Annotated in this window: 23 protein-coding genes and 4 tRNA genes; 12 read left to right on the top strand and 15 right to left on the bottom strand. The window is 70.3% G+C overall.

Going from position 1 to position 26567, the window contains the following annotated elements:
* Nucleotides 1–10: 10 nt before the first annotated feature.
* Complete coding sequence (locus ABN034_RS00695; protein WP_349689013.1) at nt 11–1711, bottom strand: acyl-CoA dehydrogenase family protein; 1701 nt, start codon at nt 1709–1711, stop codon at nt 11–13.
* 17 nt (nt 1712–1728) lie between these two features.
* Between ABN034_RS00695 and ABN034_RS00690 the strand changes: the two genes are divergently transcribed.
* Nucleotides 1729–2865 carry a YihY/virulence factor BrkB family protein gene (locus ABN034_RS00690; protein ID WP_349689012.1) on the top strand — a complete coding sequence of 379 codons (1137 nt, stop codon included), beginning with the start codon at nt 1729–1731 and terminating at the stop codon, nt 2863–2865.
* Here ABN034_RS00690 and ABN034_RS00685 read toward each other — a convergent pair.
* Nucleotides 2811–3821 carry a helix-turn-helix transcriptional regulator gene (locus ABN034_RS00685; protein WP_349689011.1) on the bottom strand — a complete coding sequence of 337 codons (1011 nt, stop codon included), beginning with the start codon at nt 3819–3821 and terminating at the stop codon, nt 2811–2813. The two genes, ABN034_RS00690 and ABN034_RS00685, sit on opposite strands and share 55 nt — an antisense overlap.
* 63 nt (nt 3822–3884) lie before the next feature.
* Between ABN034_RS00685 and ABN034_RS00680 the strand changes: the two genes are divergently transcribed.
* From ABN034_RS00680 to ABN034_RS00670, 3 genes are read left to right on the top strand one after another with little or no spacing between them, the layout of a single operon-like run.
* On the top strand, nt 3885–5063 hold the full coding sequence (locus tag ABN034_RS00680; RefSeq protein ID WP_349689010.1) for an epoxide hydrolase family protein: 1179 nt from the start codon (nt 3885–3887) through the stop codon (nt 5061–5063).
* Nucleotides 5060–6163, top strand: coding sequence for a winged helix DNA-binding domain-containing protein (locus ABN034_RS00675; protein WP_349689009.1), 1104 nt, complete (start codon nt 5060–5062; stop codon nt 6161–6163). Before ABN034_RS00680 ends, ABN034_RS00675 begins: the two co-directional genes overlap by 4 nt.
* Before the next feature lie 46 nt (nt 6164–6209).
* On the top strand, nt 6210–7637 hold the full coding sequence (locus ABN034_RS00670; RefSeq protein ID WP_349689008.1) for a protoporphyrinogen/coproporphyrinogen oxidase: 1428 nt from the start codon (nt 6210–6212) through the stop codon (nt 7635–7637).
* Here ABN034_RS00670 and ABN034_RS00665 read toward each other — a convergent pair.
* Nucleotides 7541–9262 carry a lysylphosphatidylglycerol synthase domain-containing protein gene (locus tag ABN034_RS00665; RefSeq protein WP_349689007.1) on the bottom strand — a complete coding sequence of 574 codons (1722 nt, stop codon included), beginning with the start codon at nt 9260–9262 and terminating at the stop codon, nt 7541–7543. The genes ABN034_RS00670 and ABN034_RS00665 overlap by 97 nt on opposite strands.
* Nucleotides 9263–9389: 127 nt before the next feature.
* On the opposite strand from ABN034_RS00665, the gene ABN034_RS00660 reads away from it, so the two are divergent.
* The 3 genes from ABN034_RS00660 to ABN034_RS00650 all read left to right on the top strand — a co-directional run bounded on the left by ABN034_RS00660 (nt 9390) and on the right by ABN034_RS00650 (nt 12052).
* On the top strand, nt 9390–10376 hold the full coding sequence (locus ABN034_RS00660) for an NAD-dependent epimerase/dehydratase family protein (RefSeq protein WP_349689006.1): 987 nt from the start codon (nt 9390–9392) through the stop codon (nt 10374–10376).
* Nucleotides 10373–11827: a hypothetical protein gene (locus ABN034_RS00655; RefSeq protein WP_349689005.1), complete on the top strand. Its 1455-nt coding sequence runs from the start codon at nt 10373–10375 to the stop codon at nt 11825–11827. Before ABN034_RS00660 ends, ABN034_RS00655 begins: the two co-directional genes overlap by 4 nt.
* A 69-nt stretch (nt 11828–11896) precedes the next feature.
* Nucleotides 11897–12052, top strand: coding sequence for a hypothetical protein (locus ABN034_RS00650; protein ID WP_349330673.1), 156 nt, complete (start codon nt 11897–11899; stop codon nt 12050–12052).
* A gap of 69 nt (nt 12053–12121) precedes the next feature.
* On the opposite strand, the gene ABN034_RS00645 is transcribed toward ABN034_RS00650, so the two are convergent.
* The 8 genes from ABN034_RS00645 to ABN034_RS00610 form a co-directional block, all read right to left on the bottom strand.
* A complete protein-coding gene (locus ABN034_RS00645; RefSeq protein WP_349689004.1) occupies nt 12122–13165 on the bottom strand; it encodes an ABC transporter ATP-binding protein in 1044 nt (347 codons plus the stop codon).
* Entirely contained in the window at nt 13162–14667 is a 1506-nt protein-coding gene (locus ABN034_RS00640; protein WP_349689003.1) for an ABC transporter permease, read from the bottom strand. The genes ABN034_RS00645 and ABN034_RS00640 overlap by 4 nt, the downstream gene beginning before the upstream one ends.
* An 80-nt stretch (nt 14668–14747) precedes the next feature.
* Complete coding sequence (locus ABN034_RS00635) at nt 14748–15776, bottom strand: iron ABC transporter substrate-binding protein (protein WP_349689002.1); 1029 nt, start codon at nt 15774–15776, stop codon at nt 14748–14750.
* Nucleotides 15777–15950: 174 nt separating this feature from the next.
* Nucleotides 15951–17999, bottom strand: a complete 2049-nt coding sequence (locus tag ABN034_RS00630) for a beta-L-arabinofuranosidase domain-containing protein (RefSeq protein WP_349689001.1) — start codon at nt 17997–17999, stop codon at nt 15951–15953.
* A gap of 311 nt (nt 18000–18310) precedes the next feature.
* A tRNA-Val gene (locus ABN034_RS00625) sits at nt 18311–18382 on the bottom strand.
* 17 nt (nt 18383–18399) lie between these two features.
* A tRNA-Cys gene (locus ABN034_RS00620) sits at nt 18400–18470 on the bottom strand.
* A gap of 62 nt (nt 18471–18532) precedes the next feature.
* Nucleotides 18533–18605 (bottom strand) — tRNA-Gly (locus ABN034_RS00615).
* 72 nt (nt 18606–18677) lie between these two features.
* The gene (locus ABN034_RS00610) at nt 18678–20000 is read right to left on the bottom strand and encodes a CapA family protein (protein WP_349689000.1); all 1323 of its coding nucleotides are present in this window, start codon (nt 19998–20000) and stop codon (nt 18678–18680) included.
* A gap of 109 nt (nt 20001–20109) precedes the next feature.
* Between ABN034_RS00610 and ABN034_RS00605 the strand changes: the two genes are divergently transcribed.
* Nucleotides 20110–20931, top strand: coding sequence for an aminotransferase class IV (locus ABN034_RS00605; protein WP_349688999.1), 822 nt, complete (start codon nt 20110–20112; stop codon nt 20929–20931).
* Between the two features lie 15 nt (nt 20932–20946).
* Here the strand turns inward: ABN034_RS00605 and ABN034_RS00600 are convergent, their stop codons facing one another.
* Complete coding sequence (locus tag ABN034_RS00600; RefSeq protein WP_349330666.1) at nt 20947–21363, bottom strand: SsgA family sporulation/cell division regulator; 417 nt, start codon at nt 21361–21363, stop codon at nt 20947–20949.
* A gap of 313 nt (nt 21364–21676) precedes the next feature.
* On the opposite strand from ABN034_RS00600, the gene ABN034_RS00595 reads away from it, so the two are divergent.
* Together ABN034_RS00595 and ABN034_RS00590 are read left to right on the top strand one after the other, a co-directional pair.
* Nucleotides 21677–22276 carry a TIGR02611 family protein gene (locus tag ABN034_RS00595; protein ID WP_349688998.1) on the top strand — a complete coding sequence of 200 codons (600 nt, stop codon included), beginning with the start codon at nt 21677–21679 and terminating at the stop codon, nt 22274–22276.
* Nucleotides 22277–22321: 45 nt separating this feature from the next.
* Nucleotides 22322–22393 (top strand) — tRNA-Val (locus tag ABN034_RS00590).
* 114 nt (nt 22394–22507) lie between these two features.
* Here the strand turns inward: ABN034_RS00590 and ABN034_RS00585 are convergent.
* The 3 genes from ABN034_RS00585 to ABN034_RS00575 are packed head-to-tail and all read right to left on the bottom strand — an operon-like array spanning nt 22508 to nt 23706.
* The gene (locus ABN034_RS00585; protein ID WP_349688997.1) at nt 22508–23020 is read right to left on the bottom strand and encodes a beta-class carbonic anhydrase; all 513 of its coding nucleotides are present in this window, start codon (nt 23018–23020) and stop codon (nt 22508–22510) included.
* A gap of 10 nt (nt 23021–23030) precedes the next feature.
* A complete protein-coding gene (locus ABN034_RS00580) occupies nt 23031–23246 on the bottom strand; it encodes a hypothetical protein (RefSeq protein WP_349688996.1) in 216 nt (71 codons plus the stop codon).
* The gene (locus ABN034_RS00575; protein ID WP_349688995.1) at nt 23221–23706 is read right to left on the bottom strand and encodes a hypothetical protein; all 486 of its coding nucleotides are present in this window, start codon (nt 23704–23706) and stop codon (nt 23221–23223) included. Before ABN034_RS00575 ends, ABN034_RS00580 begins: the two co-directional genes overlap by 26 nt.
* Before the next feature lie 237 nt (nt 23707–23943).
* On the opposite strand from ABN034_RS00575, the gene ABN034_RS00570 reads away from it, so the two are divergent.
* Together ABN034_RS00570 and ABN034_RS00565 are read left to right on the top strand one after the other, a co-directional pair.
* On the top strand, nt 23944–25497 hold the full coding sequence (locus tag ABN034_RS00570) for an Hsp70 family protein (RefSeq protein ID WP_349688994.1): 1554 nt from the start codon (nt 23944–23946) through the stop codon (nt 25495–25497).
* 12 nt (nt 25498–25509) lie between these two features.
* On the top strand, nt 25510–26493 hold the full coding sequence (locus ABN034_RS00565; protein ID WP_349688993.1) for a tetratricopeptide repeat protein: 984 nt from the start codon (nt 25510–25512) through the stop codon (nt 26491–26493).
* Nucleotides 26494–26567 lie beyond the last annotated feature (74 nt).

Below are 26567 nucleotides of genomic sequence, written 5' to 3'. Positions count from 1 at the left end.
CGGAACCGAGTCAGAAATCCGGCACAGCGCGGTGGAGGATGGCGTCGGCGTCGACGCCGCGCGGGAGGGTGCCGAACGTCACGCCAGCATCCCCGCTGAGCCGGGAGGCGCAGAAGGCGTCGGCCACTTCGGCCGGGGCGTACTCCACGAGCAAGGCGCCTTGCAGGACCTGGGCGAGGCGTTCAGCAAGCCGACGTGCGCGGTACTCCGCCTGGTCGAGGTCAGCCAGCGATGTCAGGACGTCCTCGACAGCGCGGGCAAGGCGGGGATCGGCGCTCTGGGCGGAGGCCACTTCACGCAGCCAGGCTTCGAGGGCGGCGGGTTCGCGTTGCAGCGCCCGCAGGACGTCGAGCGCCTGCACTGAACCCGAACCCTCCCAGATCGAGTTCAGTGGCGACTCGCGGAAGAGCAACGGCATGCCGGACTCCTCGACGTAGCCGTTCCCGCCCAGGCACTCCAGCGCCTCCACCACCACGGCCGGAGTCCGTTTGCACACGAGGTACTTCGCCGCTGGAAGGGCGATCCGCAGGAACGCCTGCGCCGCCGGGTCGGCCGGGGCCCTGTCGACGGCCGTCGCGAGCCGGAGCGCCAGCAGGGTGGCGGCCTCCTGCTCGACCGCGATGTCGGCGAGGACGTTCGCCATCGCCGGCTGGTCGACCAGAGCCTTCCCGAACGCCCGGCGGTGGCGCGCATGCCAGACGGCCTCGACCACGGCACGCCGGGTGAGGGCGGCCGAACCGAGTACGCAGTCGAGCCGGGTGCTCGCGACCATCGGGATGATCGTGGCGACGCCACGTCCCTCCTCGCCGAGCCGCCGCGCCCACGTGGACGCGAACTCCACCTCGGCGGAGGCGTTGGAGCGGTTGCCGAGCTTGTCCTTCAGACGTACCAGCCGGAAGGTGTTGCGGCTGCCGTCGGGCAACACCCTGGGTACGACGAAACAGGTGAGCCCTCCGGGCGCCTGCGCCAGCACCAGGAAGACGTCGTTCATGGGAGCCGAACAGAACCATTTGTGTCCGGTGAGGAGATACTCGCCCGCCGACCCGAGTGGCTCCGCGACGGTCGTGTTCGCGCGTACGTCCGAACCGCCCTGCTTCTCGGTCATGGCCATGCCGGCGAGGCAGCCGGCCTTGCCCGCTGCCGTCGTCAGGCCGGGGTCGTAGGTCGTCGACGCGAGCCGGGGCACCCACTCCGCTGCGAGCGCCGGGTCGACGTGGAGGGCGGGCACGGCGGCGTAGGTCATCGACACCGGGCAGCCATTCCCCGCCTCCGCCTGACTCCAGAGATAGAAACCGGCCGAACGTGTGAGGTGCGCAGACGGCTCGCGCGACGTCCACGGTGTCGCGTGCAGCCCCCAGCCAACGGCCCGCCCGAGCAACTCGTGCCAGGACGGATGGAACTCCACCTCGTCGACCCGGTGACCGTACCGGTCGTGCGTCACGAGCCGGGGTGGGTGGCGGTGCGCGTCGAACGCCAGAGCCCGCGCCTGTGGTGACCCGGCAACGGTGCCGATCTCGCTGAGGCGGGAGTACGCGGACCCGGACCCCCGTTCGGGCCCCCATCGCGTCAGTGCCTCCTGCAGGGCACTGTCCGAACCGAACGCGTCGTAGTCCAGGACCGGAGGCTGGTTGGTGACGGCATGCGTCTCCTCGTTCTCTCGGCGTACCCGGCGGGGAGGTGACACGGAGGTTGCGGGGTGTTGCGCGTCCATGTGGCTACGGTATGCGCATGAGCGGGCGGGCGCCGGCGGCTGGCGCGCAGGGGGAGCGGACTCGGCGAGGATTTCGTGGCTCGCTGGCCTGGCGACTTCTCAGAGGAACTGTCGGCGCATGCGTGCGCTACCGCGTGACCGGCCTCGCGGCGGAGGGAGCGTTCTTCGCGATCCTGTCGCTGCCGCCGCTGGTGTTCGGTCTGGCCGGCTCGATCGGCTACGTCGTCGGCGGATTCGGCCCCGACACCGTCGAACTCGTGAAGGCGGAGCTGGTCGAGGTCGCCCGAGGCGCCCTCACCGAGCAGAGCGTCCAGAGCGTTATCGTGCCGACGCTCGACGCCGTTCTCGACGAAGGTCGTGCCGATGTCATCTCGGTCGGCTTCGTCCTCGCCCTCTGGTCAGGTTCGCGCGCGCTGAACGTCTTCATCGACACGATCGCGATCATGCACGGCCTCGGCGGGCGGCGCGGAATCGTCAAGACCCGGGTCCTGTCGTTCTCGCTGTACGTTGTCGCCCTCGGAATGGCGATCGTCGTCCTCCCGCTCGTCCTCGCCGGACCGTCCCTCGTCGACACGCTCCTTCCGGCACGTTTGGACTTCCTGACGACCGCGTACTGGCCCGCCGTGCTGGTGTCCTCAAGCGTGTTCCTCACCACGCTCTACCACCTGGCCGTACCGAAGCGGACGCCGTGGTTGCAGGACTTCGGTGGTGCGGTGGTGGCGATGGTGCTCTGGATCGCCGGGAGCTTCGCGCTGCGCTGGACGTTGTCGCACGCGATCGGCAGTACGTCGATCTATGGTCCGCTCGCCGCTCCTATCGCGGTCCTGCTGTGGTTGTACCTCATCGTGATCTCGCTCCTGATCGGCGCGGCGTTCAGTGCGACGTTCCATGGACTGCTGAACGACCGGATGCACCCGGTTCTGCGACAACCGATGGGGAACCGGCAGGTGGGGAACCGGCCGGTGGAGAACCGACCGGTGGAGAACCGACCGGTGGAGAACCGACGGGCGGGGAAGCGACGGGAGCAGCCACGCAGCCGATCCGGACTCACGCGCGAGGACGAGGCGGCGCGGCGTACCGCCGCGGAGGCGCATGGTCCTCAGCCCGAATCGCCGGCGCCAGCCCTCGCCCCCGAGTCGTCCGGTGACGCCTGAGGGGCGGACTGAGCAGCGCGACCGAACCGCGCCGCGAGCGTACGGATGTGCGGGGCGAGTGCGGCAGGCTCGTGCACGTGGAAGTCGAACCCCAGCACTCCGACGTAGATCGCGAGCTCCTCGAGCGAGTTGGACCCGGTGTGGAGCAGGCAGGTGTCGGCGTCGACCGCCTCCACGACGCCCGAGGTCGGCGTCACCTTGTCGGCGACCACCTCGGCAGGTGCATGCATCGTGAAGCGGGCTTGGTACCGGTAGGTCGTGGTCGAGACGCCCCTGGACGCGTACGCCGCGATGTCGGGATCGGGCGGCTCGCGCGGCGCGAAGCGCGGACCGGTGGGCGTGCGTGGCGTGATCCGGTCGACCCGGAACGTCCGCCAGTCGTGTCGGTCCAGGTCGTAGGCGACGAGATACCACCGCCGCCCGGTGTGGACCAACCGGTGTGGCTCGACGGTCCTCTCGCTCGAGCTCCGGTCGTGGGCCTGGTAGTCGAAGCGCAGTCGGTCGTGGTCGCGGCAGCAGGTGGCGATGAGCGTCAGCGCACCCGGATCGACGGTCGCCGCACCCGAGGCCATCGGAACCGTGACCGCCTGCAGGGCGTTGACCCGGTGGCGTAGCCGGGACGGCAGGACCTGCTCGAGCTTCGCGAGTGCCCGCACGGACGTCTCCTCGATGCCAGCGACCGTGCCACCTGCGGCGGTGCGCAGGCCCACGGCCACGGCGACCGCCTCGTCGTCGTCGAGCAGGAGCGGCGGCAGGGAGGCGCCCGCGCCCAGCCGGTAGCCGGCGGTTCCGCGGGTCGCATGGACGGGATAACCCAGCGCCCGCAGACGGTCGACGTCGCGCCGGACCGTACGCACGGTGACGCCGAGCCGCTCGGCGAACTCAGCGCCGGACCAGTCGCGCCGGTTCTGCAGCAGCGAGAGCAGCTGGAGGAGCCGTCCAGAGGTTTCCCACATACCTTGAATCCTCGCCAAGGGTTAGGACAAGAGCTGACCTTACTGGCTCCTAGGGTGACTGTCATGACGAACACCAACCCGCCCGGGTGCAGTCCGGAGATCCGGCCGTTCCACCTCGACATCCCGCGATCCGACCTCGACGACCTCGCCGACCGGCTCGCCCGCACCCGCTGGCCTGACGAGCTGCCCGGCGTCGGCTGGACCCACGGCGTACCCCTGGACTATCTGAGGGACCTCGTGGAGCACTGGCGGACCAGTTACGACTGGCGCAAGCACGAAGCGGAGCTGAACGAGTTCCCGCAGTTCACGACCGAGATCGACGGCCAGCTGATCCACTTCCTCCACGTGCGTTCGCCCGAGCCGAACGCGCTCCCGCTGATCCTCAGCCACGGCTGGCCCGGGTCGGTGGTGGAGTTCCTCGACGTGATCGGCCCGCTCACCGACCCCCGCGCTCACGGAGGCGACCCGGCCGATGCGTTCCACCTGGTGATCCCGTCGCTGCCCGGCTTCGCCTTCTCCGGCCCGACGCGCGAGAGCGGCTGGGACTCCCGGCGCATGGCCGCCGCGTTCGCCGAGCTCATGCACCGGCTCGGTTACGAGCGCTACGGCGCTCAAGGCGGCGACTTCGGCGCCTTCATCGCACCGGACCTCGCGCGGGTCGACGGTGAGCGGGTCGTCGGCGTCCACGTCAACGCGGCTACCGCTGGATTCATCCCGTTCGGACCGGTCGACGACGCCGTGCTCGCCGAGCTCACCGACGTCGAGAAGGAACGCATCGAACGCAAGAACCGCTTCCTGTCCGAGGGCAACGCGTACTTCCAGATCCAGGCGACGCGCCCGCAGACGCTGGCGTACGGGCTCACCGACTCGCCGGTCGGCCAGCTGGCGTGGGTCGTGGAGAAGTTCAAGGAGTGGACGCATCCGGCCGAGGGCCTGCCCGAGGCGGCCATCGACCGGGACAGGTTGCTCACCAACGTCATGCTCTACTGGCTCACCGCGACAGCGGGCTCGGCGGCGCGGCTCTACCTTGAGAGCATGCGCAGCCAGAACTGGCCCACGAAGACCGCCGTTCCGACCGGGGTGGCGGTGTTCGCCGAGGACATCGCCATCCGGCGGTTCGCCGAGCAGACCAACACGATCGTCCACTGGAGCGACTTCGACACCGGCGGACACTTCGCGGCCATGGAGGTGCCGGACCTGCTCACCGGAGACGTCCGCGCCTTCTTTCGGTCGCACCGATGAGCGACGTGCTCACGACGCGCGCGCTCAACCGCGCCACGCTTGAGCGGCAGCTGCTGCTCCGGCGGTGGCGGTTGCCCGCACTCGACGCGGTGGAGCGCGTGGCCGGCCTGCAGGCGCAGGCGCCGTTCCCGCCGTACTACGGGCTGTGGTCACGGCTCGTCGACTTCCGGCCTGAGGAGTTGGCGGACCTGCTCACGACACGGCAGGTCGTGCGCATCGTGCTGATGCGTTCGACGATCCACCTGGTGTCCGCGGGCGACTGCCGGCTGCTGCGGCCGCTCGTGCAGGTCGTCTCCGAGCGGGGCCTGAGTGCCGTGTTCGGCCGGACCCTCGACGGGCTGGAACTCGAGGAGGTCGCCAAGGCCGGCCGCGCGCTGGTGGACGAGCGGCCACTCACCTTCGCCGAGCTCGGCGCCCAGCTACGGGAGCAATGGCCCGACCGGGACGCCTCGGCACTCGCCCAGGTCGTCCGCGCCAAAGTGCCCCTCGTGCAGGTACCCCCACGGGCGATCTGGGGTGCCGGCGGGCTCGCGCGGCACACGTCCGCGGAGTCCTGGCTGGGCGCTCCGATGGACCCTCAGCCGGCCCTCGCCGAGCTGGTCCGGCGGTACCTCGCCGCATTCGGCCCGGCCACCGTCGCGGACATCGCGAAGTGGTCAGGGCTGACGAAGCTCGGCGAGGTCGTCGACGGTATCCGGCCGGAGCTGCGGACGTACCGGGACGAACGGGGACGCGAGCTGGTCGACCTGCCCGACGCGCCGCGGCCCGACCCGGACACGCCGGCTCCTGTCCGGTATGTCGCGGAGTTCGACAACCTGCTGCTCGCCCATGCCGACCGCACCCGGGTGATCGCCGACGAACACTGGCCGCGCATCTACACCGTCAACGGGATCTTCCCCGGAACCGTTCTCGTCGACGGTTTCGTCCGCGGGACCTGGCGGATCGTCAAGCAGCGCGGGAACGTGACGCTCCGAGTCGATCCGTTCGTCCGCCTGACGAAGCGCGACCAGGCCACCCTCGGCAAGGAGGGGGAGCGACTGCTCGCCTTCGCGGCTCCTGACGCCGAGGCCCGCGACATCGAGGTCTCGGCCGCGGGGTGAGGCCCGCGCCACCGCGCCGGCGGTCCACCGTGTAGGAATGGCTGGCGTGGCAGACAGTTCCGCGGCTTCGGCCGACCTCGTGGTGCTGGGCGCCGGTCCGGCAGGGCTCGCGGCCGCCTGGCGCGCGGCGCGGCGAGGGCTGAGCGTCACCGTTCTCGAACGCGCGCCCTCCGTCGGCGGCATGGCGGCGAGCTTCGAGGTCGCCGGTGTCCGCGTCGACCACGGCAGCCACCGGCTGCACCCGGCCACGCCGCCCGAGCTGCTCGCCGACCTGCACGGCCTCCTCGGCTCCGACCTGCAGACCCGGCCCCGCAACGGCCGCCTCCGGGTGGGCGAGCGGTGGGTGGGCTTCCCGCTGCGTGCCGCCGAACTGGTCAGGGCGCTCCCGCCCGGCCTGCTCGCCCGGGTCGCGCGGGATGCGGTGACCGCGCCGCTACGCCGGCCGCAGGCCGACACCTACGCCGACGTGTTGCGGGCCGGCCTCGGTCCGGCGTTGTACGACGCGCTCTACGCACCGTACGCACGCAAGCTCTGGGGTCTGCCCGGCGACCGGATCGCGGGGGAGCAGGCCCGCCGCAGGGTGACGGCGGACACGCCGTGGAAGATCGCCGCGCGGATGCTGCGCCTGTCTCGACCGAGCCAGAGGGGCGGTGCCGAAGCGAAGCTGCAGGGCCGGGTCTTCTTCTACCCTCGCCGGGGCTTCGGCCAGATCGTGGAAGCTCTCGCGGACGCGGCGACCGAGGCCGGCGCGAGCATCCGCCTGGGTGTCGCGGCCGAGCGCCTGTCGACCGGCGCCGGAGGCGTCACCATCGACACCACCGACGGTGCGACCCTGCGGGCGGAGCAGGTGTTCTCGACGATCCCGCTGCCCGTGCTCGGTCGGATCGCCGAACCACGTCCTGACGCCGCGCTCGAGGCGGCGGAACACCTGCGCTTCCGGGCGATGGTGCTCGTCTACGTGGTGCACGAGGGTGGCCGCTACTCGGCGTACGACGCGCATTATCTGCCTGGACCCGAGACACCGGTCACGCGGATCTCCGAGCCGGCCAACTACCGCGTCAGTGTCGACGATCCCGCGGATCGCAGCGTCTTGTGCGCGGAAATCCCTTGTGCGATGGGTGATCCGGTATGGAAGGCCTCGGCCGAGGATCTCGCGGAGATGGTCGACGACGCCCTCGCCAGGACGGGCCTCCGCCCGGCCGCCCGGGCGGATGTGGAGGTACGCCGGCTGCCGCATGTCTATCCGGTCTACGACCTGGGTTTCGAACGGCACCTCAGCGCCCTCGACGCCTGGGCGCTGGATCTGCCGCGGGTGACGACGTTCGGGCGGCTGGGTACCTTCGCCCATGACAACACCCACCATGCGCTCGCGATGGCCTACGACGCGGTCGACGCGCTCTCCGCGCGGGGGTTCGACGACGTGGCATGGTCGGCCGCACGGGAGCGGTTCGCCGCCCACGTGGTCGAGGACTGAAATCCCGGCCCGTTCAGCTCCCGGTGGACGGCAGGGACCACTTTGCGCAGGTAACGCCCGAGCCGGACGAACGATCGCCCGCTCTCCCGGAACGCGTAGGTGATCGGCACCTCGGTGTAGGTGTATCCCTTGGCGAGCAGATCGAGGGTGAGGACCTGCGCGTAGTTGTAGTCGTGCACGATCTCGGCCTCGGCGGCCGCCCTGGCGGAGAAGGCGCGGTAGCCGCTCTGGCCATCGGTCACGTCCCGGCGCCGGGTGAGCCAGCGCACCCACCAGGTCAGCACGACGTTCCCGAGTCGCCGATGCGCGTGCATCCGGCGGATGTCCCCGGCGAACCGCGAGCCGATCACGTAGTCGGCACCTCCGGTGAGGACTGGTTCGGCGAGCCGTGCGAGCTCCTCGGGCTGGTACTCCCCGTCGGCGTCGAGGTAGACCACAGCGGCGGGCCGCAGCTTCGTCGCCTCCGCGAGCCCCCGCCGGACCGCGGCGCCGAGACCGAGGTTGCGGCCGTGCCGGACGACGTGGGCACCGGCATCCGCCGCCCGCTCCGCGCTCCCGTCGGAGGACCCGTCGTCGACGACCACGCACTGGACCGGCCTGCCGTGGACTGTCTCCGGCAACCTGCGTACGACCTCACCTACGGTGTCCTGCTCGTTGTGCACCGGCATGATCGCGACGACCGGTGCCGCGGACTCGATCGGCCACGGCGTCGGGCGAGGCGGGACAGTACGCGGCAGGCGCAGCAGTCCCCAGTACGTCGGCGCAGGCACGAGGAGCGCGACGCCTCCGACGAGTAGGGCGTAGACCGTCTTCACCGCGTGCGTCGCGAGCGCGATCGCGAAGGCTTGACCCGTCGGCACACCGAGGCCGGTGAGCGCGGCCGTGGCGGCGGCTTCGTACGATCCGAAACCGCCCGGCGTGACGGCCACCGCCTGCGCCACGATGGTGACCGCCGTGACAGCGACCGCCTCGAGTGGCGCCAGCGGCACCCCCGCGGTCCGCGCGATCTCCCAGACGACGGCCGACTCGAGCACCCACGCCACGACAGCTGCCGCGACCACGAGCCCGCCCGGGAGCCGTACCCTCTCGCCGGATCGGGTCCTGGTCTGGGCGGCGGTGAGCCTGAGCCTGCGTACCCACCACACCGCCGCGGCCCCGAGAGCCACCAGGCCGGCCAGGAGCGCCCACACCCACGGGTCGGTGACATCGAGCACCAGTCCTGGAACTGCGACAAGGGCGAGGAGCACCACACTCAGCAGGTCGGCGACCCGCGAGGTGACGGCGGTGGCGGTGACTGGCCCGGCGGGGAGGTCGGTACGCCGGAGCACGCTCGTCACCCGCAGGGCCTCACCCAAACGGAACGGCAGGACGTGGTTGCCCAGCAGGCTCACGTGGAGGGCTGCCCAGGAGTGGCCGTAGGCGAGTCCCGGCAGCATCCGCCGCCACGCCCGGGCACGCAGGTCGAACGCCAGTGCGTAGCACGCGAGCGCGACGAGCAGACCGAGCGGATCTGCGGCGACTGCGGCCAGGACCTTCGCGAGCACTCCGGCGTCGACGACCGTGACGAGGTAACCGCAGGCCACGACGAGAAGGGCGAGGCCGATCACCCGGCGGGCGGTGCGCATAGGGCGCTTCCTCTCGGGAGGAGACAAGCGATCAAGGGCCGACCAGCAGGAAGCGCCCCCGCGGATGACAGCCTGCTGAGGTTAGGCTAGCCTTCCCCACCATCATGTGGCGAGTGGAGGAGACAGCGTGGCTGTCGTCGTGACCGGGTCGGCCGGCTTCGTCGGCCAGACGACCGTCCGGACGCTGCTCGACGGGGGATACGCCGTGGTCGGCGTCGACCGCCGGCCACATCCGCGGCCGGTGGGCCTCCACCCGGCTGCCGGTCGACGCTTCACGTCGCTCACCGCCGACCTGCTCGCAGGCGACGCGGGCGTGCGTGAGGCGCTCGACTCCGCCGACGCCGTAGTCCACCTGGCCGGTTGCCCGGGCGTCCGCGACGGCGGGCCTGACGTCGCGCAGCGGCGCCACCGCGACAACGTCCTGGCGACGCAGGTGGTACTCGACGCAGTGCCCCTGCACACGCCGCTCGTTGTGGCGTCGTCCTCGTCCGTCTACGGCGGATCGGTGGCCGGGAAGCCGTGCGTGGAGTCCGACGTTTTGCGGCCGATGGGCGGGTACGCCGAGAGCAAGCGTGCGGCCGAACAGCTCTGCCGTCGGCGCCTCGATGCCGGCGGTGTCGTCGCCATGGCACGGATGTTCACCGTCGCGGGCGAAGGTCAACGGCCGGACATGGCCCTCACCCGCTGGATCGCCGCCGCCCGGAACGGCCAGGCGCTGCACATCTTCGGCTCCCTCGACCGCACCCGGGACATCACCGACGTACGCGACGCCGCACGGGCGCTCGTCGCCCTCGCCGAACGGCACGTCCGCGGGCCGATGAACGTCGGTACCGGCGTCGGCCACCGGTTGCGCTCCTTGGTCGACGTCACGGCGGAGGTCCTGGGTGTCGACGTGACGACGGCAGTGACCCCCGCCCATCCGGACGAGGTGAGCGACACCCTCGCCGACGTGCGCCGGCTGCGGCAGGCGGTCGGATTCGTCCCGGTGACGGACCTTCGCGACGTCATCACCCGCCAGGTCGCGGCCAGCGGACAAACAGACGCCGGCACCGGAGTGGGGACAGCCGCCGGATCGGTTCGCCATCGGGGGAGCGGCGTGGTGACGGTGACGTGACCCGCCCCGCGCCGCCGCCTCCCCTCGCCTGGGCGATGGTGGTTGTCTTCGTCGTGGCCATGACGGCCGCGTTGCTCGGGATCGGTGTCCACGCCACCCGGGGCGGCCATGCGGCCGTCGACGAGCCGCAGTACCTCCTGACCGCGCTCTCGCTGGCCGAGGACGGCGACCTCGACATCTCCGACGAACTCGCGGCCGAGAGGTGGCGGGCGTACTTCCACGACGACCTACCCACGCAGACGGCGCCGCTGGAGGACGGGCGGGAGCTCAGTCCGCATGACCCGCTCCTGCCGGTGTTGCTGGCGGTGCCGATGAGACTCGGCGGGTTCCTCGCTGCCAAGGCGGCCCTTTCAGCGGTCGCCGGTGCCGCCGCTGCCCTTTCGGTCTGGACTGCCGTACGCCGGTTCCAGGTGCCGCTCGGTCTGGCGACCTCCGGTGTGGCGGTGGCGTTCGCGTCGCCACCGCTCGCCGTGTACGGCCAGCAGGTGTACCCGGAGCTCCCGGCCGCACTCGCGGTGGTGGTGGCGGTCGCGGCACTGACCGGCCGGCTCGGTACCCGAGGTCTGGTCGTACTGGTGCTCGCCGTGACCGCGCTGCCGTGGCTCGGAGTGAAGTACGCACCCGTCGCGGCTGCGCTGGTACTGGTCGCGCTGGCCCGGCTGGTGCTGGCGCGGCGGCGGCAGGCGGTGCTCGGTCTGACGGGAGGACTGCTGGTCTCCGGGATCACCTACCTGGCCGCCCATCAGGCGATCTGGGGTGGCTGGACCGTCTACGCGAGCGGTGACCACTTCGTGGACACGGGCGAGTTCAGCGTCGTCGGCGTCGCCCCCGACTACGTGGGCCGCAGCCTGCGACTCGTCAGCCTGTTCACCGACCAGGCGTACGGCCTGGCCGCGTGGCAACCGGCATGGTTGCTCGCCGTGGCCGCCCTCGGTGCGCTCCTGGCCGTCCGTCCCCGGGGATGGGCCGCCCTGGCCGTACCGCTGGCCGCCGGCTGGCTGGTGGCGACGTACGTCGCGCTCACCATGAACGGGTTCTGGTGGCCCGGCAGGCAGGTCGTCGTCGTCCTGCCACTGGCTCTTGTCACGGTGCTGTGGTGGCTGGGCAGGTCCCCGGTCGGTGTCCGGGTGGTGGCCGGCGTCCCCGGACTCGTCGGTGTCCTCGCCCTGGTGACCCTGCTGGTCGACGGGTGGGCGGGCGAGATCACCTGGGTGGCGCACTTCGAAGGCGTCGACAACCCGGCGTACCAGATCCTTCGCGTGTTCCTGCCGGACTACCGCGCGGGCTGGTCACATTTCTGGATCGGTCACCTGATCTGGTGCGCGGTCCTTGTCTGCCTGGCCGCGGCCGGATGGTCGCAGGCGAGGCGGCGCGAGAACGCCGAGGCGGTACACGACGAGACGTCCCACGAGGACGAGGACGCGGCAGCACTCACGGCCAGTACGAGATGAGCCGCAGTACGAGATGTGTCTGAGAGATGAGCCCGCAGTACGAGAGGAAGGACGATCAGGATGGAACGCATGAGTCGCCGGCTGGGCGCCGTGATCGCGGCGCTCGCCCTCACCGGCACGCTGGGTCTCGCCGGCTGCAACGACGACGGGTCCGGAAGCGGGTCAGGTTCGGGTTCCGGGTCCGGTTCGGGGTCCGGTTCGGGCTCCGGCTCCGCCAGCGAGTAGGCAGGCTGTACGGGCGCCAGTCAGCACCGCATGCGATGTGCTGGCCGGGGTCCAGCACCGGCCATGGCGTCAGTGGTCGGTGGGGAAGAACTCCGCCTCGCCGACCACGACCAGCCCGACCTCGGCACCCACAGGTGGTGCGGGCGCCCCCTGGACGCGGGCGGTCACCTGAACCGGCGTCCCGCCGTCCTGGCGTACGGAGAGCCGCACCAGCGCGTCATGACCGTAGTACTCCCCGCCGCTGACCTCGGCGGCGACACCGTGGCCGGCGGCCTCCATCCTGACCTGCTCCGGCCGGATGACGACGACTCCGGGGCCCGACGGGAGGGATCGGCGCACGGTCACCTCGCCGAGCGGACTGTCGGCGACCCGGCCGTCGCGCAGCACGGCATCGAGGACGTTCGCCTCGCCCACGAACGTCGCCACCTCCACATCACCCGGTTCCCGGTAGATGCCTGCCGGCGGTGCCGCCTGCACCACGCGGCCGTCGCGGAGCACGGCCACCAGGTCGGCCATCGAGAGCGCCTCCTGCTGGTCGTGGGTGACGAGCACCGCGGTGGCACCGGCCGCATGCAGCGCGGCGCGGACGTCACTGCGCACTGTCGCGCGGAGTGCGCTGTCGAGCGCGGCGAAGGGCTCATCGAGCAGGACGAGGGCGGGCTCCGGTGCCAGGGCCCTGGCCAGCGCGACCCGCTGTTGCTGGCCGCCGGACAGCTCGTGGGGCATGCGTTCGGCATAGCCGCCGAGACCGACGAGGTCGAGCATCTCCGGCACCCGCGCCGTTCGCCGGCGACCGCGGGGGAGTCCGAACGCCACATTGCGGCCGACGGACAGATGCGGGAACAGCGCACCCTCCTGAGGCACCACTCCGATGCGCCGCCGCTCCGGTGGCTCGACACCGGCGGGCCCCGCGACGACACGTCCGTCGAGCAGCACCTCTCCGGCGTCCTGGCGGCAGAAGCCGGCGATGATCCGGAGCAGCGTGGTCTTGCCGCACCCCGACGGGCCGAGCACGGCGGCGAGGGTGCCCTTGCCGACGGTGAGATCCACGCCCCGCAGGACGGTGGCGTCACCGAAGCTCTTGGCGACTCCACGCACGGTGAGCTCGCTCATGGACCGGCCTCCTCGCGTAGTGCTCCCCAGCGCCGGCCCAGGACGAACGTCGGCAGCGCCGCGAGCAGGACGAGGGCTGCCGCGTAGGGTGCGGCTGCCGCGTACGCACCCGTCTCCGTACGTCCCCACAGCTCTGTCGCGAGCGTCTCCAACCCGGTCGGCCGGAGCAGCAACGTCGCGGGCAGTTCCTTCATACAGGTGAGGAAGACGAGAGCGGCGCCCGCGGCAACCCCGGGCGCGGCCAGGGGGAGGGTGATGTGCCGTAGTACGTCGAGCGGCCTGCGGCCGAGCGAGCGCGCGACCTCCTCGAGCACCGGTGGTGACTGCGCGACCGACGCCCGCACCGCACCCACGGCGAGGGGCAGGAACAACACGGCGTAGGCGAGGACGAGCACCGGAAGCCGCTGGTAGAGCGGGTACAGGTAACGGACCGACAAAAACACGAGCGACAGCGCGAGGACGATTCCGGGCAGGGCGTGCGGGACGAACGCCGCCTGCTCGAGCAGCCGTCCGACCCGCCCCCGATACCGCGCGGCCACCACGCCGACAGGCACCGCGAGGGCGACCGTCACCAGCGCGCCCAGCGCCGAGACGCCGAGCGTGGTGAGCATCGCGGGGACCAGTTCGTCGAGTCCGAGACCGGCCGACCGCCCGCCTACCAGCCAGTACGCAAGGGCCGCGAACGGCACGCCGACCCCGACGCCGGCCACCGCGCCGCACCACAACACCGCGGGCAGCGCACGCCGCCACCCGAAGGTCACCCGCTCCCGGTATCGCGCGACGCCCCCGCCCACCCGGGCATAGCCGGCGCGGCCCCTGGCGCGGTTCTCGCCCCAGACGATCACTACGGTGAGAACCACCAGCAGGCAGCCGAGGATCGCGGCCGGCGTGGGGTCGAAGCTCGACCGGTACGACGTGTAGATGACCCGGGCGAATACGTCGTAGCGCAGGATCGCGACCGCACCGAAGTCGGACAGGACGTACAGCATCACGAGCAGCACACCGGCGGCCGCGGCCGGCCGGACCTCCCGGAGCGTCACCGCCACGAACGTCCGGACCGGCCCGAGTCCGAGCGAGCGGGACACCTCCTCGTGTGCGGGATCCATCCGTTCGAACGCCGACAGCACCGGGAGGTAGACGTACGGATAGCAGGCCAGCCCGAGGACCAGGGTCGCACCGGCGAGGCCACCGAAGCGCGGCAGGAGCGACAGCCAGGCGAACGCGGCGACGTACGATGGCACCGCGAGCGGCAGGGCGAGCACCACTCCCCAGAAGCGCCGACCGGGCAGCCTGGTGCGGGCGACGAGCCACGCGAGGCTGACACCGAGGACCAGGGCGAGACCGCTGACGGTGGCGGCCAGGACGAGGCTGCGGACGACGAGGAGCAGGGTGCGTTCGCGGGCGAGAACGTCGACGACCGTGCCGAGGCCCTGCTCGGACGCGCGGACGGCGAGGTAGAGCAACGGGAGCAGCGCCACCGCGGCCGCGATCAGCGCGGGCACGAGGAGAACGAGCGGCGGGCGGTCCCTCTGACCGGCGGGCCGCCCTGGTCGTGTCGCGCTCCGCGCGGGTGCCGCGGTGGTCACGTCAGTCCGGCGTCCTCGATCATCCGCAGCGTGTGCTCCAGCGTGTCGAGGTCGGACAGGTCGATGTCCGGGCTGTTCAGGCTGTCCAACGGCGGGAGGTCCTCGACGGCGGGCACGCCCTCGATCAGTGGGTACTCCTTCGTCTCTGTGGCGAAGTACCTCTGCGCCTGCGGCGAGACCAGGAAGTCCACGAACTTCCGCGCCTCACCGGCATGGTCGGCCCCACGCAGGACACCCGCGCCCGCGACGTTGACGAGCGCGCCCGGGTCCTCGTTGTCGAGGAACTTCAGCCGGGCCGGCACGGCCTCGAGTCCTTCCTCGGCGACCTGTTCGTACCAGTAGTAGTGGTTGATCAGGCCCAGGGCGATCAGGCCGTCCTCCGCGGCGTTGAGGACCAGGATGTTGTTGTCGAACGTCTGGACGTCGTTGGCCTTGATCCCTTCCAGCCACTCGCGGGTGACGTCCTCGCCCTCCATGACCCGCATCGCCGTGACGAAGGCCTCGAACGACGCGTTGCTCGGCGAGATGCCGATCTTGCCCGTCCAGCGCGGGTCGGTGAGCTCCATCACGCTGTCCGGTATCTCGTCCGGGCTCAGCTGGTCAGGGTCATAGACGATGACGCGGGCCCGGCCAGACGTGCCGATCCACGTCCCGTCGGCAGAGCGGTACCGCTCGGGAATCCTGTCAAGGACACCTTGCGACAAGCGGGCGAGCCGTTCGCCCTTGGCCAACGCACCGAGCGCGCCCCCGTCCTGGGAGAAGTAGACGTCGGCCGGCGTGCGGTCGCCTTCCTCCAGGATCTGGGCGGCCAGCTGGGCGGTGTTGCCGTACCGCACGGACGTCTCGATCCCCGTGCTCTCCTCGAACCGCTCGATGAGCGGGCCGACGAGGTCCTCCTGGCGTCCGGAGTAGATGACGAGCTTGCTGTCGTCGACCGCGTTCTCGCCGCCACAGGCCGCCAGCCCGGCGGCGAGGATGAGGCCGAGCCCGGCAATAGCAGCCGGCAGCCCTAGCCGATGCCGCATCGGTGCGCTCCAAGGACAGTCCGAGGATTAGGTACGCCTAACCTTAGCCCAGGCGACGTGAGGTAGCGCAGCGAGTCAGACGTCCAGAAGCCGCACAAGGTGCGCACCACCCCGCACCCACGTGGCCCGCCCGGCCCGGTGGCGCGAATCACAACCTCTGGGTAGCGCGGGGGCTTACCGGTTCTCCGGCGGTTCCGCGGTGGGAAAGACGGTAAGTCGCAGGAGGGTGTTGCCCAGTGGCACCAACTCGATCCGTTCGACGTCCTCCGATAGCCGGTCCGGAAGGGTGTCGGGCTCGGGTAGGGGCGGGGTCAGGGTGAACTGTCCGGTGACTTCGTGCTCGACCATGCGGAATCGGCCATTGGCGAACGACGGCAGCGAGCGTGACACCCGGTCGGTCTCGACCAGGGACCAACCCTGAACGCGTCGGGCTGGCACGACGACCCGCACTGCTGGGGTGTCCACGTCCAGCGGAAACCCGGTGCTCTCGCTCCACACCACGTCGACGTCGGCCATGTCGGGCGGCGATGTCTCGTCGATCGCCAGAGCGTACGCCCACGGGCTCTCGGGAATGAGCGTGTACGCGGGAAACCCGGGTAGCCTCCGTTGCGGCCCGGCGAGGCGGAACTCCTGCGGCGTCCGCTCCCAATCATCCTCGGTGTCGACCGTGAGCGGTGCCGAGATCGGATGACTGAGCGTCAGCGGCCCGAGTTCGAGACTGACTCCTCCGCCTGGCCAGCGTTTCGCCACCAGTTCGAAGGGAAGCGTCAGGTCGACTCGGTCGCCCGGGTGCCATTCGCGCTCGATCCGGCAGAAGCCCCCCTGGGCCGGGGTCTCGGCGATCGGCCGGTCGTTGACCGTCACGACCGGTTCCCGGCACCATCCAGGTATGCGCAGGGTGAACGCAAAACGGACCGGACGGGCCGGGGTGAGCGTGAAGCCGATGGCGGGCTCGAATGGGTACCGCGTGTGCTCCTCGATCGTCACCGGTGTATCGGTTAGCCGCGCCTCGATCCGGCTCGGGCCGAGGAGCGCGGCGACGATCTCATCGACCCTGCCGTCGCGGTCGCCAGCGCGGCGCATCCACATGCGCTCGACGTAGTTCGGCAGAGCGCGCTGCACGTTGCCGGTACAGCACTGCACCGGGTGTCCCGGGCGGTACGCCATCCGGTTGTCACCGCGAGACATCGAGTTGTGGTTGCTGGCGTAGGTGGCGATCACCTGGTTGGGGCACGAGAAGTACTGCAACGCCGTGAAGTCCTTCATCAGGGCGCCGGGAAGGGCATTGAAGATCACCCGTTCGAGCCGGTCGGCGTAACGGGAATCTCCGGTGATCTGTAACAGGTGTCCAAGCGACCAGGTGTAGTCCGTGATGGTGCAGGTCTCGTGGGACGCGAGCGGGTCGTTCCCGCACATGGCTTCCGAGGCGGAGTGCAACCCGTCGGCCAGCAGATGGGCGCCTTCGACTTTGGCGTACGCATGCACCGTGGCGTCGAGGCTGTCGCGCTCACCGGTGGCCGCGTACATCAGCGCGCCGAGCTTCGCGATCTCGTTGAACGCGACGCCATGTGTCGTGACGGGTCGGTCCGAGCCCATGCCGGCCAGGGACAAGTCGACGTTGTGGTCCGTCGCCTCGCAGTTGAACCGCTCGTACAACTCGGTCGCCATCTGGAGAAGGTCGGGCTCGCGAGTCTCGGCGTAGAGGGCGAGGAGGATCTCGACGCCGGAGACGTCGCGGCGGGAATCCATCGGGTGCGGTGTGCTCCGGTAGTGGGATACCAGCGCATCGAGGAGTCGTCGATCACCAGTCATGCCGTACTGGGCGAGAACCGCCCGGAAGAAGACGGCGTACGGCCACCGGTTGCCGGTACGGAACAGTTCCGGCCCGACGAAGCCATCTGGCGCGGCGGTCGCGATTGCCCCCTCGACCTGCGCCAACGCCATGCGATGGACGGTCTCGTCACCGGCCAGGAAGCCGGCCTTGAGCGCGCCGTCCACCCAGTACGCCGTCTGTTCGTACGGCCACCACACCATCGCCGGGTCGGCCACATCCGGCAGCCGTGACGGGTTGTCCCAGAACGTACGATCCAGGGGATAGCCGCTCGCCTGTGGGTGCCCTGTGATCCCAGCGCACTGACGCTGGAGAAACTCCAACAGCCAACCTTGCGCCCGGACATCGGACAGCGGAACAGACCCATACTCGGCATACGGCAGTGCAGCCATCGCAACTCCTGAACACGATCGACGTGGAAGTCACAAGGGTTGCCCCAGGCGGTTCGAGCCTCTTGTGACAACTGCCCCTTGAGGCGGCCCGCAGGGGCGGCCGCGCGCCGCGGCGCGTCGGTGGCGCCTCGCTCTCACCAGAGGCATTTTCGGCAAACCCGACATCTGCCCAGTTCCGGGAGCAGGTGCACGGGGAGGGTGACCCGTTCTGTGGCCGCGCGTCACGCAGTTTTCCACTTTGGAGGCATCGCGGAGCCCCTGGCAGACGTGCGCCGGATTCCGCATAGGGCCTCTGACCTGCGCAAACGGGGTGGGCGATACTGGGATTGAACCAGTGACCCCTACCGTGTCAAGGTAGTGCTCTCCCACTGAGCTAATCGCCCTCGTCACCAAGCTTTCGAGGTGGAGACGGGATTTGAACCCGTGTACACGGCTTTGCAGGCCGTTGCCTCGCCTCTCGGCCACTCCACCGATGACAGACCTGCGGCGTGCGGTCCTGGGGGATCACCCCAGACGACCTCAGGCCCGCTCCGAGCGGACGACGGGATTCGAACCCGCGACCCTCACCTTGGCAAGGTGATGCGCTACCAGCTGCGCTACGTCCGCGTGCGCGCTCACATGTGTTCTTGGGCGCGCAGAGCACTTTAGCTGATCGGCGGCGGCTCTCACACCTGGGGCTCACACCGGCGGTTCGGGCACCGCGCGCACGTCGGAGCAGCCGCGGAGAGCCGCCCAGTCGCTGCGCATCTCCGCTGCCCGGCCTCCGGACGCGAATGACGGCACGCCGTCTTCGCCGATCATCGCAGGCGCCCAGGAGGATCCGGTCACCGATCGGCCCTCCAGCGTCAGCGTGAGGACTCCGGTCGACGTCGTGCGTTCCGAGCTGCGGTTGTACCAGACGAAGTTGCCGAGGCCGTACGCGACGAAGGTGTCATACCCGTCCAGCTTTCCGGCAGCGAGCTGGACATGGGCATGGGTACCGGCCACGACATCCGCGCCCGCCGCCGCGAGCTCGCGAGCGAGGAGCCGCTGGTCTGTGGTCGGACAGCTCTCGAGCTCGGTTCCCCAGTGCAGATAGACGACCACCACGTCGGCGAGCTGGCGTGCCTTCCTGACCTCCGCCGCGAGGCGGGTGGGGTCGAGGGCCGACGCCACGCCCGCCTGGGTGGGGCCGGCGGAGAATGCCCTTGTCGTGTGGTCGGCCACGGCGTCGGCACCGATGACGGCAACCTTCGTCCCCCTGATCGTCGCGACGTGAGGGGCGAACGCCTGATCGTCGTCGGCACCGATCCCGACGACGCCGACCGGGGCGACGCCTGCCGCGGCGAGTGTGTCGGCGAGACCCTCGGGGCCGTAGTCGACGCCGTGGTTGTTCGCCATGGACACGACGTCGACGCCTGCGGCCGCCACTGCGTCGAACGCCTTGGGCGACGTGCGGAACGTGAACTCCTTGTCCTCCGGTTCGCCTCGCGTCGTTACCGCCGTCTCCAGGTTGGCGACGGTGAGGTCGGCCGCGGCGAGTTCGGGCCTCAGCCGTACGAGGGAGCTGCCAGGCTCGTCGAGCAGAGGTCTGAGGTGACCCTCGAAGTGGATGTCGCCGGCGAATGCGAGGGTGATCGGGCGGGTCGCCGCGCCGGTGGGCGGATGCGCGCCTCGACCCGGACGACGCGGCCGCGCAGTCGGCGTGCGGGCCCTGGTATCCGGAGGGGCCGCCCGGGCGGCGCTGGTCGGCGTGGCGTTCGTACGGCCCGACTTCCGTCGTGCCGGGCCCGTCCGTCCCGGGGTCGCCCCTACGGAGAAGCTCGGGTCGATCGTTCGCGGGTTCGGTGTCCGTGCCTCTGACGAGGTACCGGAGCCCGCCCTCGATGTCGCTCGCGCGTGCCAGTCGGGATCGGCGGCTTCGAACGTCTCGACGCCTCGCGCCGAGCCCAGCCAGGACAGGCCCGCGGCGACGACAACGATGATGAGGACAACAGAAATCCCCAGGTGCCGGCGCCGCATGTATCGAAGGCTAGGTGCCGGGGCCCTCACCGACGGCCATAGTCTGGCAACACCGGATTCGTCGCGCTGTGAGGCGGCGAATCCAACGACAGAAGGGCATGCGGGTCTCATGAGGCTGTGGGTCAATGGACACGTCGTCACCGATCCCGGCGCGCCGGCGGTGTCGCCGCTCGATCACGGTATGACCGTCGGCGACGGCGTGTTCGAGACGATCAAGGTCGTCGGCGGGCGACCGTTCGCTCTGAGCCGGCACCTGGACCGCCTGGCTCGGTCCGCCGACGGGCTTGGTCTGGCAAAACTCGATCTCGATCAGGTCCGTCAGGCCGTGCGAGAGGTCGTCGGAGGATGGGGCAAGCCGGAGGGACGGCTCCGGATCACCGTCACGGGAGGTCCCGCGCCGATGGGCTCGGAGCGCGGTGACCAGGCCCTCACCCTGATGGTGGGCATCGCGGACCTTTCTGTCCGACCGGAGACGACAGCGGTGGTCGTCGTGCCGTGGGTACGCAACGAACGCGGTGCCTTGGCCGGGCTGAAGACCACCTCGTACGCCGAGAACGTCGTCGCACTCGCCTATGCCCGGGAGCGTGGCGGCTCCGAGGCGTTGTTCGCCAACACGGTCGGCAATGTCTGCGAAGGCACCGGTTCGAACGTTTTCCTGGCTCTGGACGGAAAGCTCTACACCCCGCCGCTTACGTCCGGTTGCCTGGCGGGGGTCACCCGTGCGCTCGTCTGTGAATGGTGCGAGGTCGAGGAGCGCGACCTGCCGATGAGCATCCTCGGGGACGCCGAGGAGATCTTTCTGACCTCGACGACGCGAGATGTGCAGGGTGTACACGCCCTGGGCGGGCGCACGCTGGACGCACCAGGTCCATTGACCGCACGTGCGATGGAGACGTTCTCACGCCGGGCGGTCGAGCACACCGATCCCTGAGGCGCCGAGCGGCCGCTACAGCGCGGGTCCTCCGCTGCGGCGAAGCTCCTCCACGAGGACGTCAAGGTCCACGTGTCCACTCTCGCCGCCCGGAGCGACGATTGCGTAGGTGCTCTGGAGGAAGGCCGCCAGGCCCTCCGCCGGTGCGTGCAGCACCGCCTCCCCGTCGGGGGAACGCAGTTCGATGAGGACGATCGCCCGACCGTTTTCGTCGACGAGAGGTGACACGTGGACGTCACCTTCGCCACTCGGTCGGAAGAGTCCTTCGGACAGGAGGTCACGAGCGAACACCCAGCGGACTCCGCGGGGTTCACCAGTGTGAAACACCGCATCGACGGCATAGGGGTCGGCAGCGTCGTATCGAAGCTCTGCGGTGAGGTTCAGCGCGGCGCCCGTTCCGTCAATCAGCCGGAGCGGGAGCGCGTGTGTCACCGAAGCGGGGAGTGCATCCATCGGGGGGCGGGGGCCTTTCCGTGGGTGTTACGGGACCGGCGGTAGGGCCATAGGGCGAGAGTTTGCTCCTACCAGTGGCCATCCCTCAAACCCGGGGGGTTGGTGCGTCCCGGTCTGGCCGATTCGCACCCCGGATTGTCTCGGTATCCGAGACAAGATCCGCGGTGATGGGACGAGGTAGAGCTCATGTTCGCGGGGTACTCTCTGCCGAAACGTAGGCTATGGCGTGCACCGAGACGGTGACGGCGACGGTATCGCACCCGAATCGGTGCGGGGGGACACAGGAGGACTTGTGCGCGAGGACCGCCGGCCCGGCATGGACACCGACACGCCGGGGCGAGACACGGTCGAGTCCACCGATGCGGCAACGAAGCCCGTGACCAGGAACGGATCGGACGTTCCCGATCGGGTCGACACCGACTCCGCCACCCGTGAGGAAACAGTCACGCGAGAGGAAGCGGTGACGACGCAGAAACCTCCGGGCCGCAGGCGACTCCTTCGGCACCACGCTCGCCGCGTTCGCCGCCGAGTCCGCCGCAACCGCACCCTCGACGCCACCTGGCGGGTCGCGGTATTCATCGTCGGGGTGGTCTTCGTCCTGGCCGGCCTCATCATGTTCGTCACACCGGGTCCGGGTTGGCTGGCGGTCATCTTTGGCCTCGCGATCCTCGCGACGGAGTTCGCGTGGGCGCAGCGCATCCTGCACTGGGCCCGCGAGAGGGCCCGCGAGGCGAGTGCCAAGGCGCTCGACCCGAAGGTACGCAGGCGCAATCTGCTCATCGGCTTGGGAGTGGTCGTGGTCGTCGTCGGTGGCGGATGGTGGTGGGTCGCGACCTTCGGATGGCCGGCGCCGCTGGTCGGCACCCTCGACTGGGTGCGCTCGTGGCGTTGACCGGCGTGCGCTAGGGTTTCCCTCGCGTTTCTGTAGAGAAATCCCGGGCGATTAGCTCAGCGGGAGAGCACTCGCCTCACACGCGAGGGGTCACTGGTTCGATCCCAGTATCGCCCACATCGAGTCGAAACCCCGTCCTTGCCAGGACGGGGTTTCGCTTGCTGAGGCCGCTCAAGATCCTCGTACTCCAACCAGACCGCGCCGGTCCAGGTGACCAGGTCGAGCAGCCGGTCAGATCACCTGGTCGAGCAGTCCGGTGTCGACGTCGTAGAGGAATCCGCCGACCGCGACGGACGAGGCGATGAGCGGATGAGCCTGCACCTTGGCGACCTCTTCCTTGATGCTCGCCACCTGGTCGATGGTGACTCCGATGGTCAACCACGATGTGTCCTCACCGGTGGCGGCGGAGAGTCGCCGGTGGAGTTCGGGTTCGCTCGCCGAAGCCATCGCGCAGCGCGTGTGCTGGACGACCAGGATCCGGTCGACACCCAGCAGGTTGACGCCGAGAACGAGCGCCACCAGGGCCCGGTCGGTGACGCGACCACCGGGATTGCGCAGGATCTTGGCGTCACCTGGGGAGAGTCCGATCATTCCGAGCGGATCGATCCGCGAATCCATGCAGGTCACCATGGCGACGCCTGCCCTCGCCACGCCGTCGAAGCCGGCGAGTTCGAACGTCTGGGCGTACGCCCGGTTTGCGGCGATCAGATCGTCGAACGCCGCCTGAGCTGGGATGTCGGCCACGAACAGCACGCTAGCGCGCTGTCGTAACACCGACGTTGCGAACTGCGGTGAGTCTGTCGGAGACCACCGGGTCGGAGTCGTAGCGGTACGCCCGGTAGTCGTACTCGCCGGCACAGTCGTACTCGCCGGCACAGTCGTACTCGCCGGCACAGTCGTACTCGCCGGCACAGTCGTACTCGCCGGCACAGTCGTGCGCGGGGTCAGGCGGGCGGAGGTGTGAGGACAATGCCGCGGTTCTTCGGCCCGCGGAAGTCGAGTTGGATCTCCTCGACGCCGCCGCCGATGCCGCGGTGGTGCCGACCGATCGTGGCGAGCAGCTCAGCCTGCCCCAACCGCTGCGCGCGGGTCCAGAAGTTGCAGCAGGGCACGACGACGACCGGGCGTACCCGTGCCGAGTCGACCACGGCCGGCAGCGCTTCGTCGGGATGCAGGCCGACGATCACGTCGTAGAAGTCCGCCATGCTCGCCGCGTACTCCTCCTGGCGGCTCGGGACACCCTTGAGCGTCCAACCACGCGGGTCGACGACCTCGCACTCGATGCCGTACCGCTTGCCGAGGATCCTCGTGAGCATGCCCTGTCCGCCGGCGACGTCGGCGACGTAGCGCGCGTCGGGGAACCGGTCGGCGACGAAGCCGGCGACCACCTCGAACCGGGTCGGGTCGCCGTGGAAGCGGTGGCGGCTCACGCGTACGGCGTCGCCTTCGCGTCGACGTCCAGCAGGTGCCTCACCGGCCGGACCGGGCTGTCACCCGCGGCGGTCATGCCGAGCAGGGTCTCGTCCATGGACGAGAGCATCTCCTGCCCGACGGCCGGCCCGGCGCCCGGGTGTGGCCGTGGTGCCGCGCGGTTGCGTACGACCGCACGGTGGGGACGCTAAGGTCGGCGAAGGCGGGACCGCGCCGGCGGCGGGAGGACAGCGCACGTGGGTCACACCATCGGGATCGACCTCGGGACGACGTACTCCGCGGCGGCACGGGTCAACGAGGCGGGACGACCCGAGCTGCTCGTCAACCGGGACGGCGACCGCCTCACCCCGTCGGTCGTGTTCTTCTCCGACGAGCAACCGATCGTCGGCACGATGGCCCTGCGTTCGGCCGCGACGTCACCCCTCGATGTGGTGCAGTTCGTGAAGCGGTCGATGGGCGACCCGGCGTGGCGGTTCGAGACCTCCGGCGGTGGTGCGTACCGGCCTGAGGAGATCTCGGCGATCATCCTCAAACGTCTCAAGGACGATGCCGAACTCGCCCTCGGCGGTGAGGTGACCGACGCGGTCATCACCGTCCCGGCGTACTTCGACGACGGTCCACGCCGCGCCACGATGGACGCCGGGCGAATCGCGGGTCTGAACGTCCGAAGGGTGTTGAACGAACCCACCGCGGCGGCGCTGGCCTACGGTGTCGAGCGCGAGATCAAGGGCACGGTTCTGGTCTTCGACCTCGGCGGCGGCACGTTCGACGTCACAGTGTTGTCGGTCGACGGAGCGGAGTTCGACGTTCTCGCGACGCATGGCGACCGCAACCTCGGCGGGTTCGACTTCGACAACCTGCTCATGCGGCTGCTCGACGAACGGTTCCGCGCGGCCGGCGGGCCGAGCCTGCTCGACGACCCGGAAGCCGAGTCGGACCTCCGGGAGAAGGCCGAGATCGCCAAGCGCAGCCTCACCACCGTCGAGCAGACCCGAGTCCTCCTGTCCGCAGGTGGCGTCTCCAAGGCCGTTCCGCTGACGCGGGCGGAGTTCGCGGAGGCGACCTCCAGCCTGATCAGCCGTACCCGCGACGTCGCCGAGATGGTGCTGGCAGACGCCGGCCACGACTGGTCGAAGGTCGACCACGTCCTGCTGGCAGGCGGCTCGACGCGGATGCCGATGGTGCCGGCCATGCTCACCGCGGCGGGTGCCCCCGAGCCGGCCCGCGCCGTCAACCCCGACGAGGTGGTGGTGCTGGGCGCCGCCGTCCAGGCGCACCTGGTCGAGGCGGAAGCGGCGGCGAGCCTGCCCGAGCGGGCCGCCCGTCTCCCGGTGCTGGCGTCCTCGGTCGCGATGCCGCGCGTGCGCGACGTCACGTCGCAGGGCCTCGGCGCCATCGCGGTGCGGCGGAGTGGGCGGAGTGCCGATGATGTGGAGAACGTCGTGATCATCCCAGCGAACACCACGATCCCGGCGAGGCAGAGCCAGGTCTTCGAGACGGTCGAGTCCAACCAGACCCGGCTCAAGGTCGAGGTGACCCAGGGCGACGACGACGATCCGGCATACGTCCGCGCGATCGGGGAGCAGACCTTCGAGATCCCCGCCTATCCGGTAGGGGCGCCGTTCGAGGTCGTCTATGCGTACGACGTCGACCAGACGGTCTTCATCGAGGTCCACGACAAGACGTCCGGCCGGCAGATCGGCACGTTCCGGGTCACCAACGTCGCGACCATGCGGGACGCGGAGGTCGCCCGGGCGGCCGACCGGATGCGTCTCCTCGACATCAGCTGAGCCGGGCACGCCATGCCGGTCGACGACTACTACGCACTCCTCGAGGTCGACACCGCGGCGACGCCGGAGGAGATCCGGGCGGCGATCACCGCCCAGCGGCGGATCTGGGTACGCCGGCAGTCCAGTCCCGACCCCGAACGCCGGGCACACGCCGAGCAGCGGGTGCGCGACATCGACTCGGCCGAGAAGATCCTGCTGGACCCGTTGACCCGCCAGGCCTACGACACCGCGCGGGTGGACGAACGGCGGGCGGCGAGACGCCCGCAGGCCCGGACCCGCGACGCCAGCGGTTCCCGGCGCGGCGACACCGAAGCGGACGAGGACCTGGCCGCGCACCTGCGCCGAGGAGAGGACTACGTCGACCAGGGCAGGTGGCGGCTTGCACAGGCCGAGTTCGAGTACGTCCGCGAGCGCGCCCCAGACGACCTGCGTGCCCTTGCCGGCCTCGGCGCCGTGCACGTCGGCGCCGGGCGCGTCAAGGAGGGCTTGACGCTGTTGGAGAAGGCGGTCGCCGAGCATCCGGACGACGAGGACGTCAGGATGACGCTGGCGACCGCGTTGTACGACGCGGCACTCGCGGGCATCGGCGAGGCCGGTCAGGGGTACCGGCAGCGACTCCGGCCCGCGCGCCCGATGATCCACTCTCGCCGCCAGCTCCGCCTCGTGAGGGCGCATCGCCGCCGGATCAGGAAGCTGGAGCTGGCGGAGTGGCAGGCCAAGATGTACGTCGAGGACCTGACAGACCTCCTGGCCCAGGCCCGGAAACCGGTGTGGACCCGCAGTGACCACCTGAAGTTCTATGTGGTCCCGTTCGCCGGCGCGACCTTGCTCGCGTTCGTTCCGAGCATGGAGCAGCTGCGCCTCATGGGCGTGTTCTGGATGGTGGTGATCCTCGGGGTCTATGTCCTGCGCCACCGCCAGCCCGGCTGGAGGTATCACCGGCCGGGAGGCCGGCGTGGTCGCGGCGGGTCGTCCGGCGGCCTGTTCGGGCGGTGACCTCCGCGCTCGCTACGATCGGCGGAGTCGGCGCGACGTCCGCGTCCACACCACTGTCGACCATGGCCAGCCGG

Origin of the sequence: Actinopolymorpha sp. B11F2, from assembly GCF_040195635.1 — a bacterium.
Classification (GTDB): Bacteria; Actinomycetota; Actinomycetes; order Propionibacteriales; family Actinopolymorphaceae; genus Thermasporomyces.
The sequence above is the reverse complement of the archived record's forward strand: the minus strand, read 5'-3'. Positions and strand labels throughout refer to the sequence as shown.

Excerpts from the sequence above, each read along its gene's own strand:
- ABN034_RS00695 (WP_349689013.1), bottom strand. The coding sequence starts at position 1,711 with ATGGACGCGCAACACCCCGCAACCTCCGTGTCACCTCCCCGCCGGGTA.
- ABN034_RS00690 (WP_349689012.1), top strand. The coding sequence starts at position 1,729 with ATGAGCGGGCGGGCGCCGGCGGCTGGCGCGCAGGGGGAGCGGACTCGG.
- ABN034_RS00685 (WP_349689011.1), bottom strand. The coding sequence starts at position 3,821 with ATGTGGGAAACCTCTGGACGGCTCCTCCAGCTGCTCTCGCTGCTGCAG.
- ABN034_RS00680 (WP_349689010.1), top strand. The coding sequence starts at position 3,885 with ATGACGAACACCAACCCGCCCGGGTGCAGTCCGGAGATCCGGCCGTTC.
- ABN034_RS00675 (WP_349689009.1), top strand. The coding sequence starts at position 5,060 with ATGAGCGACGTGCTCACGACGCGCGCGCTCAACCGCGCCACGCTTGAG.
- ABN034_RS00665 (WP_349689007.1), bottom strand. The coding sequence starts at position 9,262 with ATGCGCACCGCCCGCCGGGTGATCGGCCTCGCCCTTCTCGTCGTGGCC.
- ABN034_RS00650 (WP_349330673.1), top strand. The coding sequence starts at position 11,897 with ATGAGTCGCCGGCTGGGCGCCGTGATCGCGGCGCTCGCCCTCACCGGC.
- ABN034_RS00645 (WP_349689004.1), bottom strand. The coding sequence starts at position 13,165 with ATGAGCGAGCTCACCGTGCGTGGAGTCGCCAAGAGCTTCGGTGACGCC.
- ABN034_RS00635 (WP_349689002.1), bottom strand. The coding sequence starts at position 15,776 with ATGCGGCATCGGCTAGGGCTGCCGGCTGCTATTGCCGGGCTCGGCCTC.
- ABN034_RS00630 (WP_349689001.1), bottom strand. The coding sequence starts at position 17,999 with ATGGCTGCACTGCCGTATGCCGAGTATGGGTCTGTTCCGCTGTCCGAT.
- ABN034_RS00610 (WP_349689000.1), bottom strand. The coding sequence starts at position 20,000 with ATGCGGCGCCGGCACCTGGGGATTTCTGTTGTCCTCATCATCGTTGTC.
- ABN034_RS00605 (WP_349688999.1), top strand. The coding sequence starts at position 20,110 with ATGAGGCTGTGGGTCAATGGACACGTCGTCACCGATCCCGGCGCGCCG.
- ABN034_RS00565 (WP_349688993.1), top strand. The coding sequence starts at position 25,510 with ATGCCGGTCGACGACTACTACGCACTCCTCGAGGTCGACACCGCGGCG.